Annotated in this window: 18 protein-coding genes and 1 pseudogene; 18 read left to right on the forward strand and 1 reads right to left on the reverse strand. The window is 42.0% G+C overall.

Going from position 1 to position 21,415, the window contains the following annotated elements:
* Positions 1-33 precede the first annotated feature (33 nt).
* The 18 genes from DL92_RS0113750 to DL92_RS0113835 all read left to right on the forward strand — a co-directional run bounded on the left by DL92_RS0113750 (position 34) and on the right by DL92_RS0113835 (position 21,106).
* Entirely contained in the window at positions 34-2,688 is a 2,655-nt protein-coding gene (locus tag DL92_RS0113750) for an O-antigen ligase family protein (RefSeq protein WP_026668046.1), read from the forward strand.
* A gap of 23 nt (positions 2,689-2,711) precedes the next feature.
* The gene (locus DL92_RS19420) at positions 2,712-4,658 is read left to right on the forward strand and encodes a polysaccharide biosynthesis protein (protein ID WP_034462153.1); all 1,947 of its coding nucleotides are present in this window, start codon (positions 2,712-2,714) and stop codon (positions 4,656-4,658) included.
* On the forward strand, positions 4,655-5,932 hold the full coding sequence (locus DL92_RS0113760) for a DegT/DnrJ/EryC1/StrS family aminotransferase (protein ID WP_034462155.1): 1,278 nt from the start codon (positions 4,655-4,657) through the stop codon (positions 5,930-5,932). The genes DL92_RS19420 and DL92_RS0113760 overlap by 4 nt, the downstream gene beginning before the upstream one ends.
* A gap of 35 nt (positions 5,933-5,967) precedes the next feature.
* Complete coding sequence (locus DL92_RS0113765) at positions 5,968-6,588, forward strand: sugar transferase (RefSeq protein WP_304412729.1); 621 nt, start codon at positions 5,968-5,970, stop codon at positions 6,586-6,588.
* A gap of 1 nt (position 6,589) precedes the next feature.
* Positions 6,590-7,585, forward strand: coding sequence for an ATP-grasp domain-containing protein (locus DL92_RS19425; protein WP_027209173.1), 996 nt, complete (start codon positions 6,590-6,592; stop codon positions 7,583-7,585).
* A gap of 2 nt (positions 7,586-7,587) precedes the next feature.
* Positions 7,588-8,685, forward strand: coding sequence for a glycosyltransferase family 4 protein (locus DL92_RS0113775; RefSeq protein WP_034469273.1), 1,098 nt, complete (start codon positions 7,588-7,590; stop codon positions 8,683-8,685).
* A 126-nt stretch (positions 8,686-8,811) separates the two neighbouring features.
* Positions 8,812-10,128, forward strand: a complete 1,317-nt coding sequence (locus DL92_RS0113780) for a nucleotide sugar dehydrogenase (RefSeq protein ID WP_026668048.1) — start codon at positions 8,812-8,814, stop codon at positions 10,126-10,128.
* A 98-nt stretch (positions 10,129-10,226) separates the two neighbouring features.
* The gene (locus DL92_RS0113785; RefSeq protein ID WP_026656655.1) at positions 10,227-11,201 is read left to right on the forward strand and encodes an SDR family oxidoreductase; all 975 of its coding nucleotides are present in this window, start codon (positions 10,227-10,229) and stop codon (positions 11,199-11,201) included.
* Positions 11,198-11,947: a DUF2334 domain-containing protein gene (locus DL92_RS0113790; RefSeq protein WP_026656656.1), complete on the forward strand. Its 750-nt coding sequence runs from the start codon at positions 11,198-11,200 to the stop codon at positions 11,945-11,947. Before DL92_RS0113785 ends, DL92_RS0113790 begins: the two co-directional genes overlap by 4 nt.
* Before the next feature lie 6 nt (positions 11,948-11,953).
* Positions 11,954-13,276: a glycosyltransferase gene (locus DL92_RS0113795; protein ID WP_026656658.1), complete on the forward strand. Its 1,323-nt coding sequence runs from the start codon at positions 11,954-11,956 to the stop codon at positions 13,274-13,276.
* A complete protein-coding gene (locus DL92_RS0113800) occupies positions 13,276-14,475 on the forward strand; it encodes a glycosyltransferase (protein ID WP_026668049.1) in 1,200 nt (399 codons plus the stop codon). Before DL92_RS0113795 ends, DL92_RS0113800 begins: the two co-directional genes overlap by 1 nt.
* Entirely contained in the window at positions 14,475-15,410 is a 936-nt protein-coding gene (locus DL92_RS0113805) for a methionyl-tRNA formyltransferase (RefSeq protein ID WP_026656660.1), read from the forward strand. Before DL92_RS0113800 ends, DL92_RS0113805 begins: the two co-directional genes overlap by 1 nt.
* Before the next feature lie 2 nt (positions 15,411-15,412).
* The gene (locus DL92_RS0113810) at positions 15,413-16,513 is read left to right on the forward strand and encodes a glycosyltransferase (protein WP_026656661.1); all 1,101 of its coding nucleotides are present in this window, start codon (positions 15,413-15,415) and stop codon (positions 16,511-16,513) included.
* A gap of 16 nt (positions 16,514-16,529) precedes the next feature.
* A complete protein-coding gene (locus tag DL92_RS0113815; protein WP_026656662.1) occupies positions 16,530-17,291 on the forward strand; it encodes a polysaccharide deacetylase family protein in 762 nt (253 codons plus the stop codon).
* Between the two features lie 9 nt (positions 17,292-17,300).
* A complete protein-coding gene (gene asnB, locus DL92_RS0113820) occupies positions 17,301-19,244 on the forward strand; it encodes an asparagine synthase (glutamine-hydrolyzing) (protein ID WP_026668050.1) in 1,944 nt (647 codons plus the stop codon).
* Positions 19,245-19,268: 24 nt separating this feature from the next.
* A complete protein-coding gene (locus DL92_RS0113825; protein ID WP_026656664.1) occupies positions 19,269-19,514 on the forward strand; it encodes an acyl carrier protein in 246 nt (81 codons plus the stop codon).
* A gap of 4 nt (positions 19,515-19,518) precedes the next feature.
* The gene (locus DL92_RS0113830; RefSeq protein WP_026656665.1) at positions 19,519-19,908 is read left to right on the forward strand and encodes a VOC family protein; all 390 of its coding nucleotides are present in this window, start codon (positions 19,519-19,521) and stop codon (positions 19,906-19,908) included.
* The gene (locus tag DL92_RS0113835) at positions 19,895-21,106 is read left to right on the forward strand and encodes a glycosyltransferase (protein WP_026668051.1); all 1,212 of its coding nucleotides are present in this window, start codon (positions 19,895-19,897) and stop codon (positions 21,104-21,106) included. Before DL92_RS0113830 ends, DL92_RS0113835 begins: the two co-directional genes overlap by 14 nt.
* Before the next feature lie 151 nt (positions 21,107-21,257).
* Here the strand turns inward: DL92_RS0113835 and DL92_RS21840 are convergent.
* Positions 21,258-21,415: pseudogene (locus DL92_RS21840) on the reverse strand (IS110 family transposase); the annotation flags it as partial.

Here is a 21,415-nt window from a genome sequence, read left to right on the forward strand (position 1 = left end):
AGTGCCTAACAAAAGAGGGAAAAACATACTTGTATGAGAAAGATAATAGATAGAAAAACAGCGTATAGAGCGGTAGTGCTTCTTATTGCCCTGGTAGCAGTTTTGAGTATCTGGCCGGGACGCCTTTGGACGGAGGTTATGGAGACTTCCGCCGGTGGAAACAGGATAGAAGAAGACAAGGCCGTAAATGTTGAATGTTTTTATTCACAGAAATTTGTCGCAAGATATAACAGATTAAGTTCTGTGGATATATACATCTCCAAAGTGGAGAAGGGAAGATACTTTGACGTTACCGTTTGTGACCTTGGCGGAAGGGAACTTATAAAGACTCTGGTAGATACCGGAGATAAGGTAATTCCGGGCTATGTCAGGGCGACACTTGAATATAATGTTGAAGTTGGAAAAGAGTATATCCTATATGTAAGGGGCTGCAGATCTAAGGTTGATATCAACTTTGAGACTGTACCTGATAATCCGGAATATGTAGGAAGCATGTACGAACACTGTTTTTTCAGCGAAGGAAGTAGTATCACAGAGGTTCCCGGAATGCACATTGCGGCGGGATATAACTACAGAATTCCAATGTCAAAGAAAAGTTCGCTTGCCGTTATTGCGGTTATAGCAGCGATCACTGCGCTTTTGTATGGGCTTATCGGACTGTATTTTTCAAAGCGCCCCGGAAGAAACAGTATCATAACTGTCGAGAGATGCGTAAAATTTGTAGCAAATCCAATTGCCACAGTGTTCTATCTTGCACTTATGATAATGGTCTTTCCGCTTAAGGTGTTTGACACCAGGGCAGTGGACATTGTCTTTTATGAAATAGGACTTATCGTGGCAGCGGGAATAACTTTCTATGCCATTAACCATAAAGTTGTAAAAAGTGAAGTGGGTATTTCATTTATTGACGGAATAGATGCCGGAAATAGGGTGAGATACTTTCTTGTGATGCTTTCTATGGCAATAGGAATGTGGTACTCATGTTGTTGCATGAACGACGATTATGACACATTCAGGCATCTTTCCGAGAGAAAAATGGCAATTTCGTTCATTGTAATGATGCTTCTTACATTTTCAGCCAAAGAGGCGTTTAATGCACTCAATCTTGTGTGGCTTATTGCTTCGGGGATAGGCGGAGTTTATTACTACAAACAGAATCTTTTCCCCGAAACGGAACCTGATTTTGTTGAAAAAAATACTGCTATAAAATATGCCGTGATAATCTTCATGTTAGGCGGCATATTGGCAATAAATCTTATTAAACTTTTTGCAGGTTACATTCATGAGAAGCTTAATAAGAATATTCGTGTCAGTGAAGAACGTGCAAGCATTTCACGTTTCGGCATTTTTGTATACGTTTTCTTTGTTGTACTCATAGTTATGAGAAACGGCAGCTGGTGGGGAGTTGCACTTGCGGCGACATTCTCATGCCTGTATTTAAGAGGACTTGTATGGAAGGGAAGAAAAGACTGGCTGAGCATACTTTCGGGCGGTCTTATGCTTAACTTTGGTATTTCTTTTGTTTACTGCCTTATGTTCAGATGCTTTGCGGGATATGTAAGCGGAAGATACGGCTTTTTGTTCCATACGCAGACGGTAACAGCCGAATATCTGACGGTTATGGGAGCGGTAGCGGCAGTTCTTTTGGCTGTAAAGATTGTTGCCCTTCCTAAGAACTATGGAGTAAAAGATCTTATAAAAACAGCGTGGAAAGAGTTTATACTGTTCGGACTGATCTCGGTTTACGCAATCTTCACCGTTTCAAGAACAGCTTATGTTTCTCTTTTCATTTGTGCTTTTTGCGTGCTTATGTGCTACAAAAAGAGATTTGGCAAAATATTGATCGCTATGATCGTTTCTGTAGTTGTTTGCTTTTCTCCGGTATTTACGCTTCAGAGGATTATTCCTGCAATGGTTGGAAATCCTGTGCTTATGATAAATGATGACACGGATCCTTTTGTCAGAGGCGGAGCTGCCTGGGGAAGTCCCAACTACATGTGCGTGGAGAGATTTGCCAACCTCTTTGCGAGCAAGATTCTTGGGCTTGATGTGGGTACATATGATTATCCGCATGATATATATAATTACGATCCCGAGACGGGCAAACCATATTTGGATGAATACGGAGATCCTGTTGATGACATTGAAAAGAATGAATCATTTGGAATGTCTGCACCTGAGACTGACAATATGCTTGCTTCGATGCAGTTTACAAATGCAGAGGCAATGATGCTTCTTACAGCGACAGACGGTGATGAGAATGAAGCGGAAGAGGCGGAGTCCGAAGAAGGAAGCACTCTGCTTGATAAGCTTGATAGTATTTCCAATAACAGGATTACTATATATAGAACATATTTAAAAGAAATGAACCTGACGGGACATGCGGAACAGCCTATACTACCTGATGGTATGGTTGCATATCATGCGCACAATACATATCTTCAGGTTGCGTATGACAGGGGAGTTCCTGCAGGAATAATGTTTGTGATGTTTGTATTTGGAAGCATTGTTTTTGGACTTAAGTTCTTTAAGAATAATAAAGAAAAACAGCCCCTTGCACTTGTTCCTTTTGTAATTGCAATCGGATTCATGGTTGCCGGAATGAGTGAATCGGTATTTGAATTCAGCTATCCGATGACACCGGCACTTATGCTTTCAATCTTTCCTTTGATGCAGAATAACAAATGATATCTTAACAACAGAGAATGGCTATGGAAAAGAAGAAAAAAGAACCTTTTAATTATCAAAAATTGTATAGGCGTGCGGTACTTGTTATTTACGATGTGATAAGTATAATCCTGGTGAGCTTTATACCTGTACTTATGAGATACGATCTTGATCTCGATCAGGTTGAAGAACACTTCTTGACAACTACGATTACTTATTTGCCTATAAATATTATCGTAACCCTTATTGTGTTTTATGTTTTTAAGCTCTATGACAGCTTATGGGCATATGCCGGAGAAAGAGAGCTGCAGAACCTTGTAATGGGATGTGCCGTTTCAAGCGGTATCACGGCAGTTGGACTTCAGTTTTTCAAAGTTCCGGGACATCAGGCTGAGCCAAAGACCTATTATTTCCTCTATCTGGTTTTGCTTATTGCACTGATCTTTGCAAGCAGATTTTCTTACAGATTTTTGCGAAGTGCCAAGCACCATGCGGAGAAGAACAAAAATGCCAAAGCAATAATGGTAATAGGAGCGGGTGAAGCTGCCAATATTATCATTAAAGATATTATCAAGAGCAATTACAACACAATGTCCATCAAATGTATCATCGATGATGATTCGGACAAGTGGGGCAGATATATTCAGGGAATCAGGGTTGTCGGCGGAAGAGACAGGATTGTAGAATGCGCGGATCTGTATGATATTGATGAGATTATTGTTGCCATTCCTTCTGTTTCAAGACAGGAACTTAAGAAGATACTTGATATCTGTAAAAATACACATTGTAAGATGCGTGCGCTTCCCGGAATGTACCAGCTTTTAAGCGGCGAGGTTAACGTATCGAGACTTCGCGATGTTGAAGTAGAAGACCTTCTGGGAAGAGATCCAATTGCGGTCGATATCGACTCCATCGCAGGTTATGTCAGCGGAAAGACCGTTATGGTAACAGGTGGCGGCGGATCTATCGGATCGGAGCTCTGCAGACAGGTTGCCGGACATAAGCCCAAGAGACTTATAATTGTAGATATTTACGAGAATAATGCCTATGACATTCAGCAGGAGCTCAAGACAAAATATCCCGATCTTGACCTTGTTGTTCTCATTGCGTCAGTAAGAAATACACTCAGGATCAATATGATATTCGAAAAGTATAAGCCTGAGATCGTATACCATGCAGCTGCACACAAGCACGTGCCTCTTATGGAGGACAGCCCGAATGAAGCTATCAAGAATAATGTATTCGGAACCTGGAAGACAGCTATGGCAGCAGCTATGAACGGCACCGAGAAGTTTGTTATGATCTCAACCGATAAGGCTGTAAATCCCACGAACGTAATGGGTGCAAGTAAGAGAATCTGCGAGATGATCGTTCAGACGATGAATAAGCACTACGATACGGAATTCGTGGCGGTCAGATTTGGTAATGTACTTGGTTCAAACGGTTCTGTTATCCCGCTCTTTAAGAAACAGATTGCGGCAGGCGGACCCGTTACGGTTACAGACCCTAATATCATCAGATACTTTATGACAATTTCAGAGGCGGTTTCCCTCGTGCTTCAGGCTGGAGCATTTGCAAAGGGCGGCGAGATATTTGTACTTGATATGGGTGAACCCGTCAAGATACTCGATCTTGCAGAGAACCTCATAAAACTTTCCGGATACAAGGTCGGAGAGGATATCAGAATTGAATTTACGGGACTTCGCCCGGGTGAGAAACTCTACGAAGAGATGCTCATGGATGAAGAAGGACTTCAGGATACAGAAAATAAGATGATCCATATCGGAAAGCCTATTGAGCTTGATGAGATGAAGTTGTTCTCGGGGCTCGAGCGACTTAATGTTGCGGCAAAAGAGGAATCACCTGAGATAAGAACTCTCGTAAAAGAGATAGTTACAACATACCATCCCGCCAATAACGAAGCGGACAGTACGGAAGAACACAAAGAAATGCTTAAAAAGCTAGCTGAAAAAATCAATACGGAGGAATGATCGTGGAAATTAGACCCTTTCAGAAAAAAATCTGGCTTTCATCCCCGACAATGCACGGTGATGAGATCAAGTACGTGCAGGAGGCATATGACACCAACTGGATGTCAACTGTCGGAGCGAATATAAACGAGGCTGAAAAACTTATATGTGAAAAGATCGGATGCAAGGAGGCTGTTGCACTTTCATCGGGAACAGCTGCGCTTCATCTTGCGATAAAACTTGCAGGTGAAAGACTTTACGGTCAGCCTAAGATCGGACACGGAACACTTGAGGGAAAGAAAGTATTTTGTTCCGATCTTACTTTCGATGCTACAGTAAATCCCATTGCTTATGAGGGCGGTGAAGCTGTATTTATCGATACGGAAGAAGATACATGGAATATGGATCCCGAATCACTGGAAAGAGCTTTTGAGACATATCCCGATGTAAGACTTGTAGTCGTTGCACATCTTTACGGAACACCCGGAAAGATAGACGGAATCCAGAGAATCTGCCGTGCGCACAATGCACTTATAGTTGAGGATGCGGCTGAATCTCTCGGTGCAACCTACAAGGGAAAGCAGACGGGACTTTTTGGTGATTACAGCATTCTCTCTTTTAACGGAAACAAGATCATAACCGGTTCCGCGGGAGGAATGTTCCTTACAAACAGTACAGAAGATGCTCACAAGGTGCGTAAGTGGTCCACTCAGGCAAGAGAGGATGCACCCTGGTATCAGCATGAGGAACTTGGCTACAACTACAGAATGAGCAACGTTATTGCCGGAGTTGTAAGGGGACAGATTCCTTATCTTGAAGAGCATGTCGCTCAGAAAAAAGAAATCTATATGCGTTACAAAGAAGGCCTCAAGGGACTTCCCGTAAAGATGAATCCTTACGATAAGAAGAACAGTGAGCCGAATTTCTGGCTTTCATGCATGATCATAGATGAGGATGTAATGTGCAGACAGGTTCGCGGAGAAAAAGAAGTTCTTTACAATCCCGAGCCCGGAAAGACATGTCCCACAGAGATCCTTAGTGCTATCGCTGAGAATAACGCAGAGGGACGTCCTATCTGGAAGCCGATGCATATGCAGCCTATCTACAGGTCAAACGCATTTATCACAAAGCACGGAAACGGAAGAGCCCGCAGCAATGCTTACATTGAAGAGGAAGGCTTTAAGGATGTCGGAGCCGATATCTTTAACAGAGGCTTATGCCTTCCAAGTGACATCAAGATGACAAAAGAGCAGCAGGATATGATCATTGAGATCATAAGAAGATGCTTTGACTAATAATGCTTTGGACACGGCATATTTCGGAGTGACGAATGATTTATTCAAAATTTATTAAGAGATTGATAGATATAATACTGTCTTTACTGGTACTCATACCTTTTTGCTGGTTGTACCTTATACTTGCGATACTCGTAAGAGTTAAGCTCGGAAGTCCTGTTATTTTCAGACAGCCGAGGCCCGGCAAGGACGGAGAAGTTTTTAACCTTTACAAATTCAGGACAATGACTGATGCAAAGGATGAAAACGGAAATCTTCTTCCCGATGAAGACAGACTTCCCGAGTTTGGTAAAAAGCTCAGAGCGACCAGCCTTGATGAACTTCCTGAGTTTTTAAACATTTTAAAGGGTGACATGAGTTTCATAGGTCCCAGGCCCCTTCTTGTCAAATACCTTCCCCTCTATAACGAGGAACAGAGGCACAGACATGATGTAAGACCGGGACTTACGGGATGGGCACAGGTTAACGGAAGGAATCTTCTCAGCTGGGAAGACAGATTTGAGAAAGATGTATATTACGCAAGAAATATATCATTCCTTTTCGATCTCAAGATTTTTTTCATGACCATCGCTGTAGTATTTAAGCACGATGACATAAACAGTGCCACAGATGCCACAATGGAGGCATTTACAGGTACAAAACCAAAGGAGCAGTAAAATGAATATTTTATTTTGCAGTGTCGGAAGACGCTGTGAACTTTTAAAAGATTTTAGAAAAACGCTTGGGGACAAGGTTCATATGGTTGTTACGGATAACAGCGTATATGCGCCGGCTCCCGCTTTTGCGGATGTTTGCTATAGAGTTCCGCTTATAACGGCGCCTGAGTACATCCCGACAATTCTTGATATTTGCAAGAAAGAAAAGATTGATGCGGTAACGACACTTATCGACCCTGAGATCGCAATTCTTTCGGCTCACAGAAAAGAGTTTGAGGAACTCGGTGTTGAAGTGCTTGCTCCATATGAGGAAACTGCAAAGCTTTGCTTTGATAAATTTGAGATGTACAAGTACCTCATGGAAAAAGGAATCAACACGGTAAAGACTTACGGCTGTTTCGATGATTTCGACAAGGATTACAAAGAAGGCAAGATAAATCTTCCTGTCTTCGTTAAGCCGAGAACCGGAAGCGGAAGCGTAGGAGCACGCAAGGTTGATACATATGAACTTCTTAAGGAAGTTACCGAGAAAGATCCGGGGCTTATTATTCAGGAGCTTATGACGGGAAAAGATATGGATGCAGATATCTATGTCGATACAATAAGCCACAAGCCCGTTGCGGTTTTCTCCAAGAAAAAAATCTCTACTACGATCGGTGGAGCAAACAAGACAATATCATTCAAGGATGAGAAACTCTTTGAATTTGCACAGAAAGCGCTTGAGGTATTTAAGTTCAACGGACCTCTCGATATGGATCTCTTTTACCAGAACGGTGAGTATTATCTTTCTGAGATCAATCCGAGATTCGGAGGAGCTTATCTTCATGCTTACGGCGCGGGAGTTGATTTCCCGTCGTTCATTTACAGAAATGTTGTTGAGAAGAAAGAAAACGCTCAGCAGATCGGGCAGTATGACGAGAACGTCGTTATGATGATGTATGACAGTGTTGTCATAGATACATTGGATAACCTTGAGGATCGAATGAGAGAAATCTGATAATGACAATTTTGATTTTGGCGAACTATGCAAACGGTCTTTATCTTTTTAGAAAAGAACTGCTTGAGTCCTTTAAAAATGCGGGACACAAGGTGGTAGTTTCCGTTCCTTTCGATGAGAATGTGCACAAGCTTACGGATATGAACGTGGAACTTGTGGACACTCATCTTGAAAGACACGGGATGAATCCGCTAAAAGACCTCAAATTGTTTGCAAGTTACATGAAAATAATGAAGAAGACAAGACCTGACGCGGTTCTTACATATACGATAAAGCCCAATATTTACGGGGCATCCGCGGCAAAATTCTTGAGAATCCCTTATATCTGCAACGTTACCGGACTCGGTACTGCGATAGAAGGTGGCGGGATGCTCAGTAAGATTCTTGTGAAGATGTATTCTTTTTCAATGAACAGGGCGGTAAAGGTCTTTTTTCAGAATAAGAGAAACCTTGAATTCATGCAGAATAAAGGTGTTGCAAAAAAGAATGCGGCTCTTTTGCCCGGATCCGGAGTAAATCTTACGGATCATCCTTTCAGGGAATATCCTTCGGAGGAAGACGGTATACGTTTTCTTGCGGTCATAAGGATAATGAAAGATAAGGGAATTGAGGAGTATCTTAAGGCTGCGGAAGAGATAACTTCCGCAAATGATAAAGTCTTTTTTGATCTTGTCGGAGAATACGAAGAGGACGAGAGGGAAAAGTATGAGCCTATGATACGGGCGCTTGAAGAAAAAGGCGTGGTAAAGTATCATGGGCATCTGGACAGCGTAGAACCTGTAATGGCTAACAGCCATGTTATAGTACATCCTTCATACCATGAGGGACTTTCAAATGTGCTTCTCGAAGCGGGAGCGTGCGGAAGACCTGTTCTTGCAACCGATGTAAACGGATGTAAAGAAACATTTGAAGAAGGTGTGACGGGAATAGGCTTTAAGCCGGGAAATGCTTCGGCACTTTCGGATGCTATACATAAAATACTTGCATTTTCCGAGAATGATAGGAAAAGCATGGGGCAAAAAGCCAGATTGTTTATTGAGAAAAATTATGACAGAAAAATTGTCATTTCAACTTATGAGCAAACGCTTAAAGAACTGTAAAAATGTGATTTTTACAGATGTTTGACAGGCGTAGTATAATAAATGTGTTCTTGAATTTTTTATTTAAGAATCTATAATTATGTAAAAAACTTTAACATTGAAATGTTAATGATTTGGAGGATTCAAATGGGTTTGTATGAGAAACTTCTCGCCGGAGAAGAAAAACTGTCATTGGTTGGACTTGGTTATGTAGGTATGCCTATTGCTGTGGCATATGCTAAGAAGATAAAGGTAGTGGGATACGATTTTAACGCTGCCAAGGTTGAACTTTATAAGAAGGGAATCGACCCTACAAGAGAAGTCGGCGATGAAGCTATTAAGAATACAAGTGTTGAATTTACAGCAGATCCCGAGAAACTTCGTGAGTGTAAGTTCCATGTAGTTGCGGTTCCTACACCTGTAAATGACGATCACACACCCGATCTTTCACCTGTAGAGGGAGCAAGCCACACACTCGGTAAGTACCTCACAAAGGGAAGTATCGTAGTATATGAGTCAACAGTATATCCCGGAGTAACAGAGGATATCTGTGTTCCTATTCTTGAGCAGGAGTCCGGACTTAAGTGCGGCGTTGATTTCAAGGTAGGATATTCACCTGAGCGTATCAACCCCGGTGACAAGGTTCACAGACTTGATACCATTACAAAGATTGTTTCAGGTATGGATGAAGAGACTCTTGAGGAAGTTGCAAACGTATACAGTCTTGTTGCACTTGCCGGAGTTTATAAGGCACAGTCTATCAAAGTTGCCGAGGCTGCAAAGGTTATCGAGAACAGCCAGAGAGATATCAATATTGCATTTATGAACGAGCTTTCAATGATCTTCCACAAGATGGATATCGATACAAAGAGCGTTCTTGAGGCTGCCGGAACAAAGTGGAATTTCCTTAAATTCTTCCCCGGCCTTGTAGGTGGCCACTGCATCGGTGTAGACCCTTACTACCTCACATACAAAGCAGAAGAACTCGGTTATCATTCACAGATCATTCTTTCGGGAAGAAGAATCAATGATGACATGGGTAAATATATTGCAGAGTCTTGCGTAAAGAACCTTATCGCAAACGACATCGCGGTTAAGAATGCGAAGGTTGCCATTCTTGGATTTACATTCAAGGAGAACTGCCCTGATACACGTAATACCAAGATCATCGACATTTACAACGAGCTTGGCGAGTACGGAATCACTCCGGTAGTGGTTGATCCCGAAGCTGATGCCGACGAGGCTAAGAGACTTTACGGTATCGATTTTGATTCATTGGATGCCGTTAAGGATATGGATGCGGTTATCGTTGCTGTTGCTCACAAGGAATTCGAGAGCTACAAGCCTGCAGATATCGCAAAATTCTTCAATGCAAAACATAAGACAAAGGTGTTCATGGATCTTAAGGGAATCTATGATATGAGCGAATATACCGCGCCTGAATATGATTATTGGAGACTTTGAGCACTTAGCGAGGTTCTTACGAGCTTAGTGCGAAAGTCGTTCCGGCGAGCGAAGCGAGAGCGGAACCTCCTTATTATTTGAAAAGAGGACTTTTTTAAATGGGTTTTAAAGAGCTTAAATTTGACGACGACAGTTTATTTTTGGTAACCGGAGGCGCAGGCTTCATCGGTTCCAACATTTGCGAAGCACTTCTTGATATGGGTTACAAGGTAAGATGTCTTGATAATCTTTCAACAGGACATATTGAGAATATTCAGCCTTTAATGGAAAACAAGAATTTCACCTTCATTGAGGACGATATCAGAGACCTTGATGCATGTATGAAAGCAACTGAAGGTGTTACATATGTTTTGAACGAAGCTGCATGGGGAAGCGTTCCCAGAAGTATTGAGATGCCTCTTCTTTACGAGGAGATCAATATCAGAGGAACACTTAACATGATGGAAGCATCAAGACAGAACGGAGTTAAGAAGTTTGTATATGCTTCAAGCTCATCTGTTTACGGAGATTCAACAATTCTTCCCAAGAAAGAAGGACAGGAAGGAAATGTTCTTTCTCCTTATGCACTTACAAAGAAAGTAGATGAAGAGTACGGAAAGCTCTATAAGAAGCTTTACGGACTTGATACATACGGACTTCGTTATTTCAACGTATTCGGAAGAAGACAGGATCCCAACGGCGCATATGCTGCAGTTATTCCCAAGTTCCTTAAGCAGCTTATGAATGGTGAGACTCCTACTATCAACGGCGACGGTAAGCAGTCACGTGACTTTACTTATGTTGATAATGTAATTGAAGGTAACTTAAGAGCTTGTCTTGCATCATCAGAGGCAGCAGGAGAGGCTTACAATATCGGAGCAGGCGGAAGAGAGTATCTTATCGATGTATATCATCACCTCACAGATGCGCTCGGTCTTGATGTAGAGCCTAACTACGGACCTGCAAGAAAAGGTGATATCAGAGATTCAAACGCTGATATTTCAAAAGCAAGACAGAACCTTGGCTACGATCCTTCTTACGATTTCAAGGCAGGAATTGAACTTGCCATCAACTGGTATAAAGAGAATCTATGAAAATAGTAATTCGAATGGACGACATAACTCCTGCAATGGATTGGGAGAAATTTGACAGATTTAAAGGAATACTCGATAAGCATGGAATCAAGCCGCTTATCGGGGTTATTCCCGATTGTAAAGATGAGAAGGTCAATGTTTCCGAACCCCGGGAAGATTTCTGGAAGATGGTAAAAGACCTTCAGGATTCGGGTTGGGCAGTTGCAATGCACGGCTTTAATCATGTCTACACCACCAAGGAAGCAGGAGTTTTTCCCATCGGAGGAAAGTCTGAGTTTGCAGGCCTTCCCTATTACAAGCAGGATGAAATGATCATGATGGGAAGTCGTATTCTGAGAGAAAATAAGATAATGACGGATGTTTTTATGGCACCCTCACATTCGTTTGACAGGAATACGATAAAAGCTCTTAAGAAAAATGGTTTTTTCAAGATTACGGACGGCTTTGGGATAGCGCCGTATAAGCGGTCGGGACTTATTTTTTACCCGATTTCGATAAGCAGAGCGAAGACTCTTTCCGATAAGCGGGACGGAATAACCACTTTCGTATATCATACCAATACAATGGATGAAAAAGAGTTTGAAGAATTAGACAATCTGCTTAATACAGCACAGGTTGTGTCGTATTCCGAACTTATGGAAATGAGAGCTACAGAGCAGGGAATACTTAGGTTTATTCTAGAGTATATTTTAGCTAAGGCCAAATACACTGTTGTTAATCTGAAGAAAAGCAGAAACATAAAGTGAGGAGTTATGGAAGATAACTATGGACAGATAAGAGTCTTACATGTCTTAGGGGGACTTGGAGTAGGCGGAGCTGAATGTCGCATAATGGATTTATATCGTAATATGAATAGGGACAGGGTCCAGTTTGATTTCCTTGTCCATTATTCGCCTGATAAGACAGGGAAAAAGAGTCCGACTTCTGATGAACTGATGGCAGTTCGAGAGCCGGACTATTTTGATAATACGGTATATTCATTGGGCGGAAGAATATTCTGTCTTCCAAAATTTGTGGGAACCAATTTGCTTGATTACAAAGCTGCGATCAAGAAATTTTTTAATGAGCATCGCGATGAGTGGAAAGTTGTGCAGGGGCATATGACGAGTACCGCGGCTATCTACCTTCCAATCGCAAAGAAAGCCGGGATTCCCATCCTCGTTGCGCACGCAAGGAGCGCGGGCGTTGATAAGGGCGTGAAAGGCGTTGCTACAAACTTTTTGAGAACTCCGCTTCGCAAAGAAGGAATTACCGATTATAACTTTGCCTGTTCGAAAGAGGCAGGGATAGCGGTATTTGGAAATACACTTATGGAGAAGGGGAAAGTAAAGATCATCCCCAATGCAATTGACTTAAAGAACTTTGCCTACGATGAAGAAAAAAGAAATAAGATAAGAAAAGAACTCGGCGTGTCCAACGCTGTTGTTATAGGACACGTAGGTAGCTTTAGATATGCCAAGAACCACGAGTTTTTGCTTCAGGTCTTTTTCGGTATTTGTAAGATGCTTGAAAATGATGCGGATAACAAATACTGCATGCTTCACGGTATTCGCATGAAACTTCTGATGCTTGGCACGGGACCTTTAATGGATGATATGAAGAAGCTCGCGGACAGGCTTGGGATATATGACAAATGTATCTTTGCGGGAAATAAGAGTAATGCTGCAGATTATTATCAGGCGATGGATTATTTCTGCTTCCCTTCAAGATATGAGGGACTTCCCGGAAGTGTTATAGAGGCGCAGGCAGCGGGGCTTCAGTGCGTTGTGTCAGATTCTGTGACACCTGAAGTTGACGTGACGGAACTTGTTACCATGATGAGCATCAATGACGATCCAAAGAAATGGTCAAAGAAAATACTTGATGACCTTATCCTTGACGACAATGATTCCGACGATGAGGCAGATGCCGGATATGAGTCACTTGTAGCCACAGGTAACAGTGCAGGCGGCTGCTCATTGGGAGACAGAGAAGGAACATCCGATTATATTTTGAATAAATTAAGAGATGCCGGATTTGACGTGAAGTTACAGGCAAAACAGATGGCATATTTTTATGAAAGAGGAAATTTTTAATGGCAGATAAAAAGAAAAATCTAATGCTCATGGTGCCCATGCTTCATCAGGGCGGATTTGAGCGTGTTTGCATAAAGACTGCAAGATTGATGCAGGAGTATTACAACGTATACATACTTATATTCAGCTCCAAAGATATCAACTTTGACGTAACGGGACTTGAAGTGATCGATATTGATGTGCCGGCTAAGAAGGGCACGATAAATAAAGTATTCAATGTAATAAAGAGAGTCATCAAGACAAGAAAGATTAAGAAACAGCTTGGAATCGACATTGCCTACAGTTTCGGAAGTACAGCGAATTATGTAAATGTTCTTTCAAAGGGAAAAGAAAGAGTGCTTACCGGACTTCGTTGTCAGACTGATATGGAAAGTCCAAAGAAGATAAAGATGTTCTGCAACGGATCAGATCAGGTTCTTTCCTGTTCAAAAGAGATCGTAAGGCAGCTTCTTCGCGACTTTGATTATAATAAAAGTACTTACATCTACAACCCACTTGATGTTGAGGATGTAAAGGCAAAGGGCAGTGAAGAGATAGCGGATATGCCTTTTAAGGGAGAAGATGTAAAGACCATATCCTGTATGGTGAGAAACGATTACATAAAGGGTGTATGGCATCTTGTAAAAGCTTTTTCACTTGTTTATAAAAAGCATCCCGAGGCAAGACTTATAGTTCTTGGCGCGGGAAATTGGTCAGAGTACGAAAAGCTCTCTGAACAGCTTGGAGTTAAAGGGAAAGCTTGTTTCCCCGGAGTAAAAAAGAATCCTTTTTCTTATGTATCTTCTTCAGATATTTACGTGTGCAGTTCCAATCATGAGGGATTCCCCAATGCGGTACTTGAAGCAATGGCGCTCGGAAAACCTGTTATTTCTGCAGACTGTAAGACGGGCCCTAGAGAGATTCTTTTGAGCGAGAGTGAGTACGATAAGCTTATAAAAGAGATACCAAACGGAGACAGCACAAAAGACGCGATTGAGGGAACATACGGAATACTGGTGCCCGATCTCGGCGAAAATGTGGATATGGATCCAAATAACATAACAGGGGGTGAAAAACTCCTTGCGGAAAAGATAATAAGCCTTTTGGATGATGAGGACAAAGCTTCAAGATATGCAGAAAAAGCCTATGAGAGAGCGATGTTCTACGCGCCCGAAAAATATAAAGAAAGTATACATGAGATTTTCAAGAGGTATGAATAATGCATTATAAAGTTGTAGTCTTCGGTGTAAAAGATACATCCGAGAACATAATAGATTTCATAGAAAAAGAACTATGCAAGGTTGACCTTGTAATGACCATTGCACCCAAGGTTCTTGAACATAATCAGGTTTCAGGATTCAAGGGACTCAGCTTCCTGACAGAGAAGTACGGAATTCCAGTTTTCGAAGCAGAGAGCTATTTCCTTAACGATGAAAAGACAAAGAAGTTTATTGAGGAAAATACTTTTGACCTCGGAATCGTAATGGGATGGCAGAGACTTATTCCCAAGGAAGTTCTTGATGCATTTAAGAGCGGAATATACGGTTTCCACGGAAATTGTGGATATCTTCCCTTCGGAAGAGGAAGATCGCCCCTTAACTGGTCGGTTATTCTCGGAGATACGAGATTTAATCTCAATCTTTTCAGATATGATGAGCATGCGGACAGCCCAAATGTATTTGCAACGGAGATGTTCCAGATAAATGAGCACGACGATATCAGAACGGCTCAGTACAAGAATATGATCTGTTCCAAGAATCTTATCAGAAAGCTTGTCACAACATATATGGAAAAAGGTGAGATTCCCATTCACACTGATTCAAAAGATTATGATTCATGGTACAATAAACGTACCGCCAAAGACGGAAAGATTGATTTCAAAGACAGAACAAGAAATATCTATAATCTTATAAGGGGCGTTGCGGCACCTTTCCCCGGAGCATTCTGCTATGCGGGATCCGAGGATGAGAAGAATAAGGTTACTGTCTGGGAAGCACATCCTTTTGATGAGATGATAGATTTTTCCGGATTTGCTCCCGGTGAGATCGTGGATATGTTCGACGGAAAGCCGATTGTCCGCACAGTTGACGGATCCATAAGAATAGACAGATATGAATCTGAAGCAGAATTAAAAGTAGGAACGGTACTTTTGTAATTATGAAAACAATAGCATTTCACTTGAACTGCCTTGTACAGGGCGGTGCCGAGCGCGTGGTATCAAACCTCGCCAATCAATTTGCCAAGGAAGGCTATAAAGTGTATGTCGCCACTGAGTGGGTGGATGAGAATGAGTTTGCTCTTGATGAGAGAGTCACAAGAGTGCACGTAGGTCTTCGTGAAGGCGATGAGAAAAAGAACAGGATAACAAAGTTCTTTTTACGTGTGAAATATCTCAAAGAATTTGTGAAAAATTATCATCCGGATGTACTTATAGCATTTGCGCAGAGAGCCAATTACAGAGCGCTCATGGCAGCAGGCAAAAGTGACGTGCCTGTCGTAATATCCATAAGGACAGACCCGGTTGGACATTATGACGCATTTTCTGATAAAGTACAGATAAAGTGGTTGTTCCCGAGGGCAGCAGGTTGTGTATTCCAGACAACCGGACAGAAGGAGTTCTTTAAACCATACCTTCAGGATAATTCAGCCATTATATTAAATCCGATAAATCCCAAGTATTTTGGCCTTAAGAAGCCTGAGAGCAGGGATAAATCGGTGGTACATCACGCTAGGCTTGTAGACTTCAAAAATCAGCCTATGCTGTGCGAAGCTTTTATTAAGGTGCATGAGAAGCACCCCGACTATGTTCTTAAGATCTACGGACCCGATTCATTTGACGGGACAAAAGAGATACTTGATAAGATCATTGCGGATAACCACGCGGAAGACTACATTCTTCTCATGGGCGGAAGCGATGAGCTCGAAAAAGAAATACCAAAGGGCGCGGTTTATGCCTTTTCATCGGATTGGGAAGGACTTCCGAATTCGCTTCTTGAAGCAATGGCGATGGGAATGCCCTGTGTTGCAACGGATTGTCCGTGCGGTGGTCCAAGAACCGTTATAAGAGACGGTGAGAACGGACTTCTTGTTCCGATAAAGGATCCTGATGCGCTTGCCGAGGGTATATGTAAGCTTATCGAGGACAGAGAACTTGCGGAGCGCCTTGGAGATGAAGCTTCCAAGATAGAACAGATTGCCAATTCCGAAGCTGTATTTGTGCAGTGGAGAGATTATTTAGAGAAGATTATTAGAAAATAACAGGAGAATAAGGGTAATGTTTTCATTTGATGATTACAGAGAGATTGTCCGTGCCATTAAAGCTACGGGCCGTTATGCCACATATGAAGAAGCACTTGATAAAGACAGCTTTGTCATTATGAGACACGACGTTGAGTATTCGGTTGAGAGAGCGCATGCTCTTGCCAAGGTCGAAGAGAGTATGGACTTCAGGTCTACATTCTTTTTCCAGTGGACAAATAATTCATATAATATCCTGTCCAGAAAAAACAGGGATATTCTTTCCGATATGCATGAGAGAGGCCAGCATATAGGTCTTCACTTTGCATTAAACGGAATGACAGATATGAGAGTTATACGAGAGAGGATTAAGCAGGAAATCGATATGCTCAGCAATATGCTCGGCTTTGAGATCAACTCTTTTTCCATTCACAGACCGTCACCTGACGTTCTTGCTGAGAATATCAAGATTTCAGGAATTATCAACGCATATCAGGATGATTTCTTTACATTTGATCCGAAGGCAACACCCGAGTCAGATCTTGATGTAAAGTATATGTCTGATGCCAACCATGTTTGGAGATACGGCTATCCCGATGAAGAAACAATAAATAAATATGATAAGGTTCAGATTCTGACACATCCTTTTGCATGGACAAAGAAGGGATATGACAATCTTGAGAACTATAAGACACTTGTTAATGAGAAATATGTCGAGCTTATCGATTCTATTGATAATGAGTGCAAGGATTTCGGTGCTCTTCGCGATAACTTCGAAAAACTACCTGTGGAGCTGTAAATATAAATAATGTGCGGAATTTGCGGATATATTTCAAAAAAGAGAATAACTGAAGAACAGCTGAGGATCATGAATGATACCATGTATCACAGAGGGCCCGATGACAGCGGTGTTGAGATCTATTCAGGAGCAGATGATTATGTCATAGGCTTTGCTCAGAGACGTCTTTCAATCCTGGATCTGTCTCCTTTGGGACATCAGCCGATGCACTCCGAGAACGGCAGATTATCTGTTGTCTATAACGGAGAGATATTCAACTACCGTGAACTCAAGGAAGAACTCTCTGACTATGAGTTTAAGTCGAATTGTGATACGGAAGTCATAATCGCTGCGTACCTCAAGTGGGGAATAGATATGGTGGATCACATCCACGGAATGTTTGCGATTGCAATATATGACAGAGAGACATCCGATGTTTATCTTATAAGAGACAGAATAGGTAAGAAGCCGCTTTTTTACTGGTTTGACGGAGAAAACATTGTTTTTGCTTCAGAGCTTAAGCCTATTATGAAGTGCCCCGGATTTAAGCCGGAGATAAGAAAACAGGTTATTTCAAGATTTCTTCTTCAGCAGTATATTGCTGCTCCCGATACTATCTTTACCGATGTGTATAAGCTTGAGGCAGGTTCATATCTTAAGTTTTGCGCAGGTAAGATTACCAAGAAGAAGTATTGGGATATAAAAGAAGTATACAAAGAGATGTCGAAAGATCCCGTAAGAAGCTATGCGGAAGCAAAGGAAGGACTGAAAGAGAGACTTAAGAAGTCCGTTGCATCCAGAATGATAGCCGATGTTCCTCTCGGAACTTTCTTGTCGGGCGGATATGATTCATCTCTTATAACGGCAATTGCCCAGGAACATTCAGACAGGCCGGTAAAGACATTCTGCATAGGTTTTGATGTTCCCAGATATAATGAAGCGGAGTATGCCAAGGAAATCGCAAAACACCTTGGAACCGATCACACAGAGCTCTATATTTCAGAAAAAGAGATGTTCGAGCTTGTAAGTAGTATTCCGCAGTACTACGACGAACCTTTTGCGGATAACTCAGAGATTCCTTCGATGCTTGTAAGTAAACTTGCGAAACAGGATGTCACCGTAGCTCTTTCGGGTGACGGAGGAGATGAGTTTTTCTGCGGATATAATGTATATGATAACGTGAGAACGGCGCAGCTTCTTGATATTCCGGGAGCTATTGTACACAGTCTTTCGCGTATTAAGAGCGGAGACGGAACGCTCCTTGATAAGATGCCGTTCAGGGTTAAGGTTGTTGCAAACAACAGAGATCCCGAAACCAAGACACAGCTTGTATCAGAAGGATATGTAAGAGCTTCGCATGCCTTTATATCAGGCAATGAGGACATGGATATCCCGATGAGTGCGGCTCAGTATCTTGCGACGGATTACAATGTCGGAAGCAATATGCAGCCTGTTCTGTATCCTGTGGAGAGCCTTTACGGAGTAAATAATTTCCAGATAAGAAGAATGCTTCTTGATATGGATACATACCTTCCCGAGGATATTCTGGTTAAGATGGACAGGGCGTCCATGAAATATTCGCTTGAAGCAAGATGTCCTATCATGGATACGGAGGTTATGGAGTATTCGTTCAGGATACCTCACAGATTCAAGTATAATAGGGGCGATAAGAAGCATATCTTAAAAGATATTGCTTATGACTATATACCTAAAGAGCTTTTGGAAAGACCAAAGACAGGTTTCGGCGTGCCTATGGATGAATGGCTTCGCGGACCTTTAAGAGAGCAGCTTCTTGATTACAGCAGCACATCTTTCCTTAGCAAACAGGATATTTTTGATGTAAACTATGTTTCAAACTTTATAAACGATTATGTTGTAAAAGGAGACGGAGGCCCCGCAACGGGAGCTAACTACAGCAAGATTGCGTGGTCATTCTATATATTCCAGCAGTGGTATAATTTCCACATGATCTGACAGAAGTGAAAAGAGGAGAAATAAATGACAAGAGAAGAAGTATTTGAGAAATTAAACGAAGTGTTCAGAGATGTTTTCGAAGATGACGACATCACCGTTGAAGATGCTACAACGGCAGCAGACGTAGACGGATGGGATTCACTTGAGCACATCAATCTTATAAATGCCATTGAGCAGGAGTTTGATATCAAATTCAACATGGGACAGATCGTATCCATGAAAAATGTAGGTGAGATGGCAGACATTATCATCAGCAAATTACAGGGATAATAAGATGAAAATACATCATGTAGGATACCTTGCCAAGAGCATAGACAAGACGGAAAAGAAATTTTTTGAGCTTGGCTATGAAGTTGAACAGGCCACCAAGTACGATGAGATAAGGGATATTAAGATCGAGTTTCTGAAAAACGGAGATTACAGAGTTGAGCTCATTGAGCCCATGGGAGAGAATTCCCCGATGTATCCGCTTTTGAAGCGCTTTAAGAATACCCCTTATCATTTTTGCTATGAAGTGGAAGATATGGACAAGGCTGTAAAAGAGCTTGAGAGCAAACACTACACCGTCATACATGAGCCTACTATCGCGCCTTGTATAGACGGCAAGAAAGTTGCCTTTTTGAATAATATCAGTATGGGGATAATCGAACTTGTCGAATTCTGAGAATAAAAAACATATCGCCATGTATATAGGTTCGCTCGAAAAGGGCGGAGCGGAGAGAGTAATGTCTAATCTTGCCGATTATTTTTTTGAGCAGGGTTATAAAGTTACTCTCGTTACTACATATCTGGCGGCAAATGAATATGAAGTAAAACATGCAGCATGGAAGCGTGTTCCCGCGGGGGCACCCAATGCAGTCCATGTCGCAGATCTTGATGAAAACCCTGTGTGGGTTGACCTTGAAGGCGGAGAAAAGGGCGGTATCAGAAGAGTCTTTTCCGCACTTCTTAAAGAAGAACAGGCAGGCAGAGCGGCAAATCTAAAGAACAGATACGAGAAACTCCGTAATATCTGGAAAGACCTTAAACCCGATCTGGTTCTGAGTTTTCTTGGAAAAAACAACATAATGGCTCTTTCAACCGCGACAAGGGAAGGAATCAAAGTTGTTGTATCCGTGCGTGCCGATCCCGATATGGAATACGGTACTGTGGGGCTTAAGTCGGCTATGCTCGCGACTTTCGGAAAAGCGGCGGGAGTTGTTGTTCAGTCTAAGGGCGCAAAGGCCAAATTCCCCAAATATATTCAGAAAAAATGTATAATACTTCCAAACTCCCTCAATCCTTCTTTTATCAGAAAGCGCTATATCGGCGACCGTGAGAAGAAGATTGTGATGGTTGCAAGGATTAACAGTAATAAAAATCAGGAAATGGTAATGAGAGCGTTTAAAGACGCAGCAGGCGAAGCTTTTCCCGATTATTCACTTGTTTTTTACGGAGACGGTCCGGACAGCATTAAGCTTCAGAGGCTTGCATCCGAACTTGGGATAAGAAAAAGAGTTGAGTTTAAGGGAAATGTAAGCAATGTGGCGGAGCATATCGAGAAGGCTGCGCTTTTCATACTTGCATCCAACCATGAAGGTATGCCGAATTCTCTTATTGAGGCGATGTCACTGGGACTTCCCTGTATATCGACGGATTGTCCCTGCGGCGGACCGAGAGACCTAATTGATGACGGGGTAAACGGACTTCTTGTTCCCGTTGGAGACAAAGATGCTATGGCACGTGCCATTACAAAGGTACTGTCAGATAAGGAACTATCTGAGAAGCTCGGAGCAGAGGCTACCAAGATTCAGGAAATATGCAGTCCCGATGTTACCAATGCCAAGTGGAAAAAGTATTTTGATAAGATAATGGAAGACTAACTATTAAAGAAAGTCAATAAAAATGTTCTAAAACAGAAATGTTTTGAATAAAGTGGCGATGACACATTCATCGTAATCAGTACCTTGAAAACTGCATGACAAATAGAGCATCGTTTTAGATGCTCTTGAAAGAAGATTTGTACGGAATTAGTTAAGCTGCTTTGTTGTATGACTGATGAGATTTCTCAAGCTGATATATCAGTCTAACGAGCTTCTTCGCCGCATGGGATACAGCGACATAATAATGCTTCCCTTCAGCCCGCTTTTTGGCGAGGTATGCATTGAACGTCGGATTCCAATGGCAGACGT

It is taken from the genome of Butyrivibrio sp. AE2005 (genome assembly GCF_000686965.1).
In the GTDB taxonomy this organism is placed as follows: domain Bacteria; phylum Bacillota; class Clostridia; order Lachnospirales; family Lachnospiraceae; genus Butyrivibrio; species Butyrivibrio hungatei_A.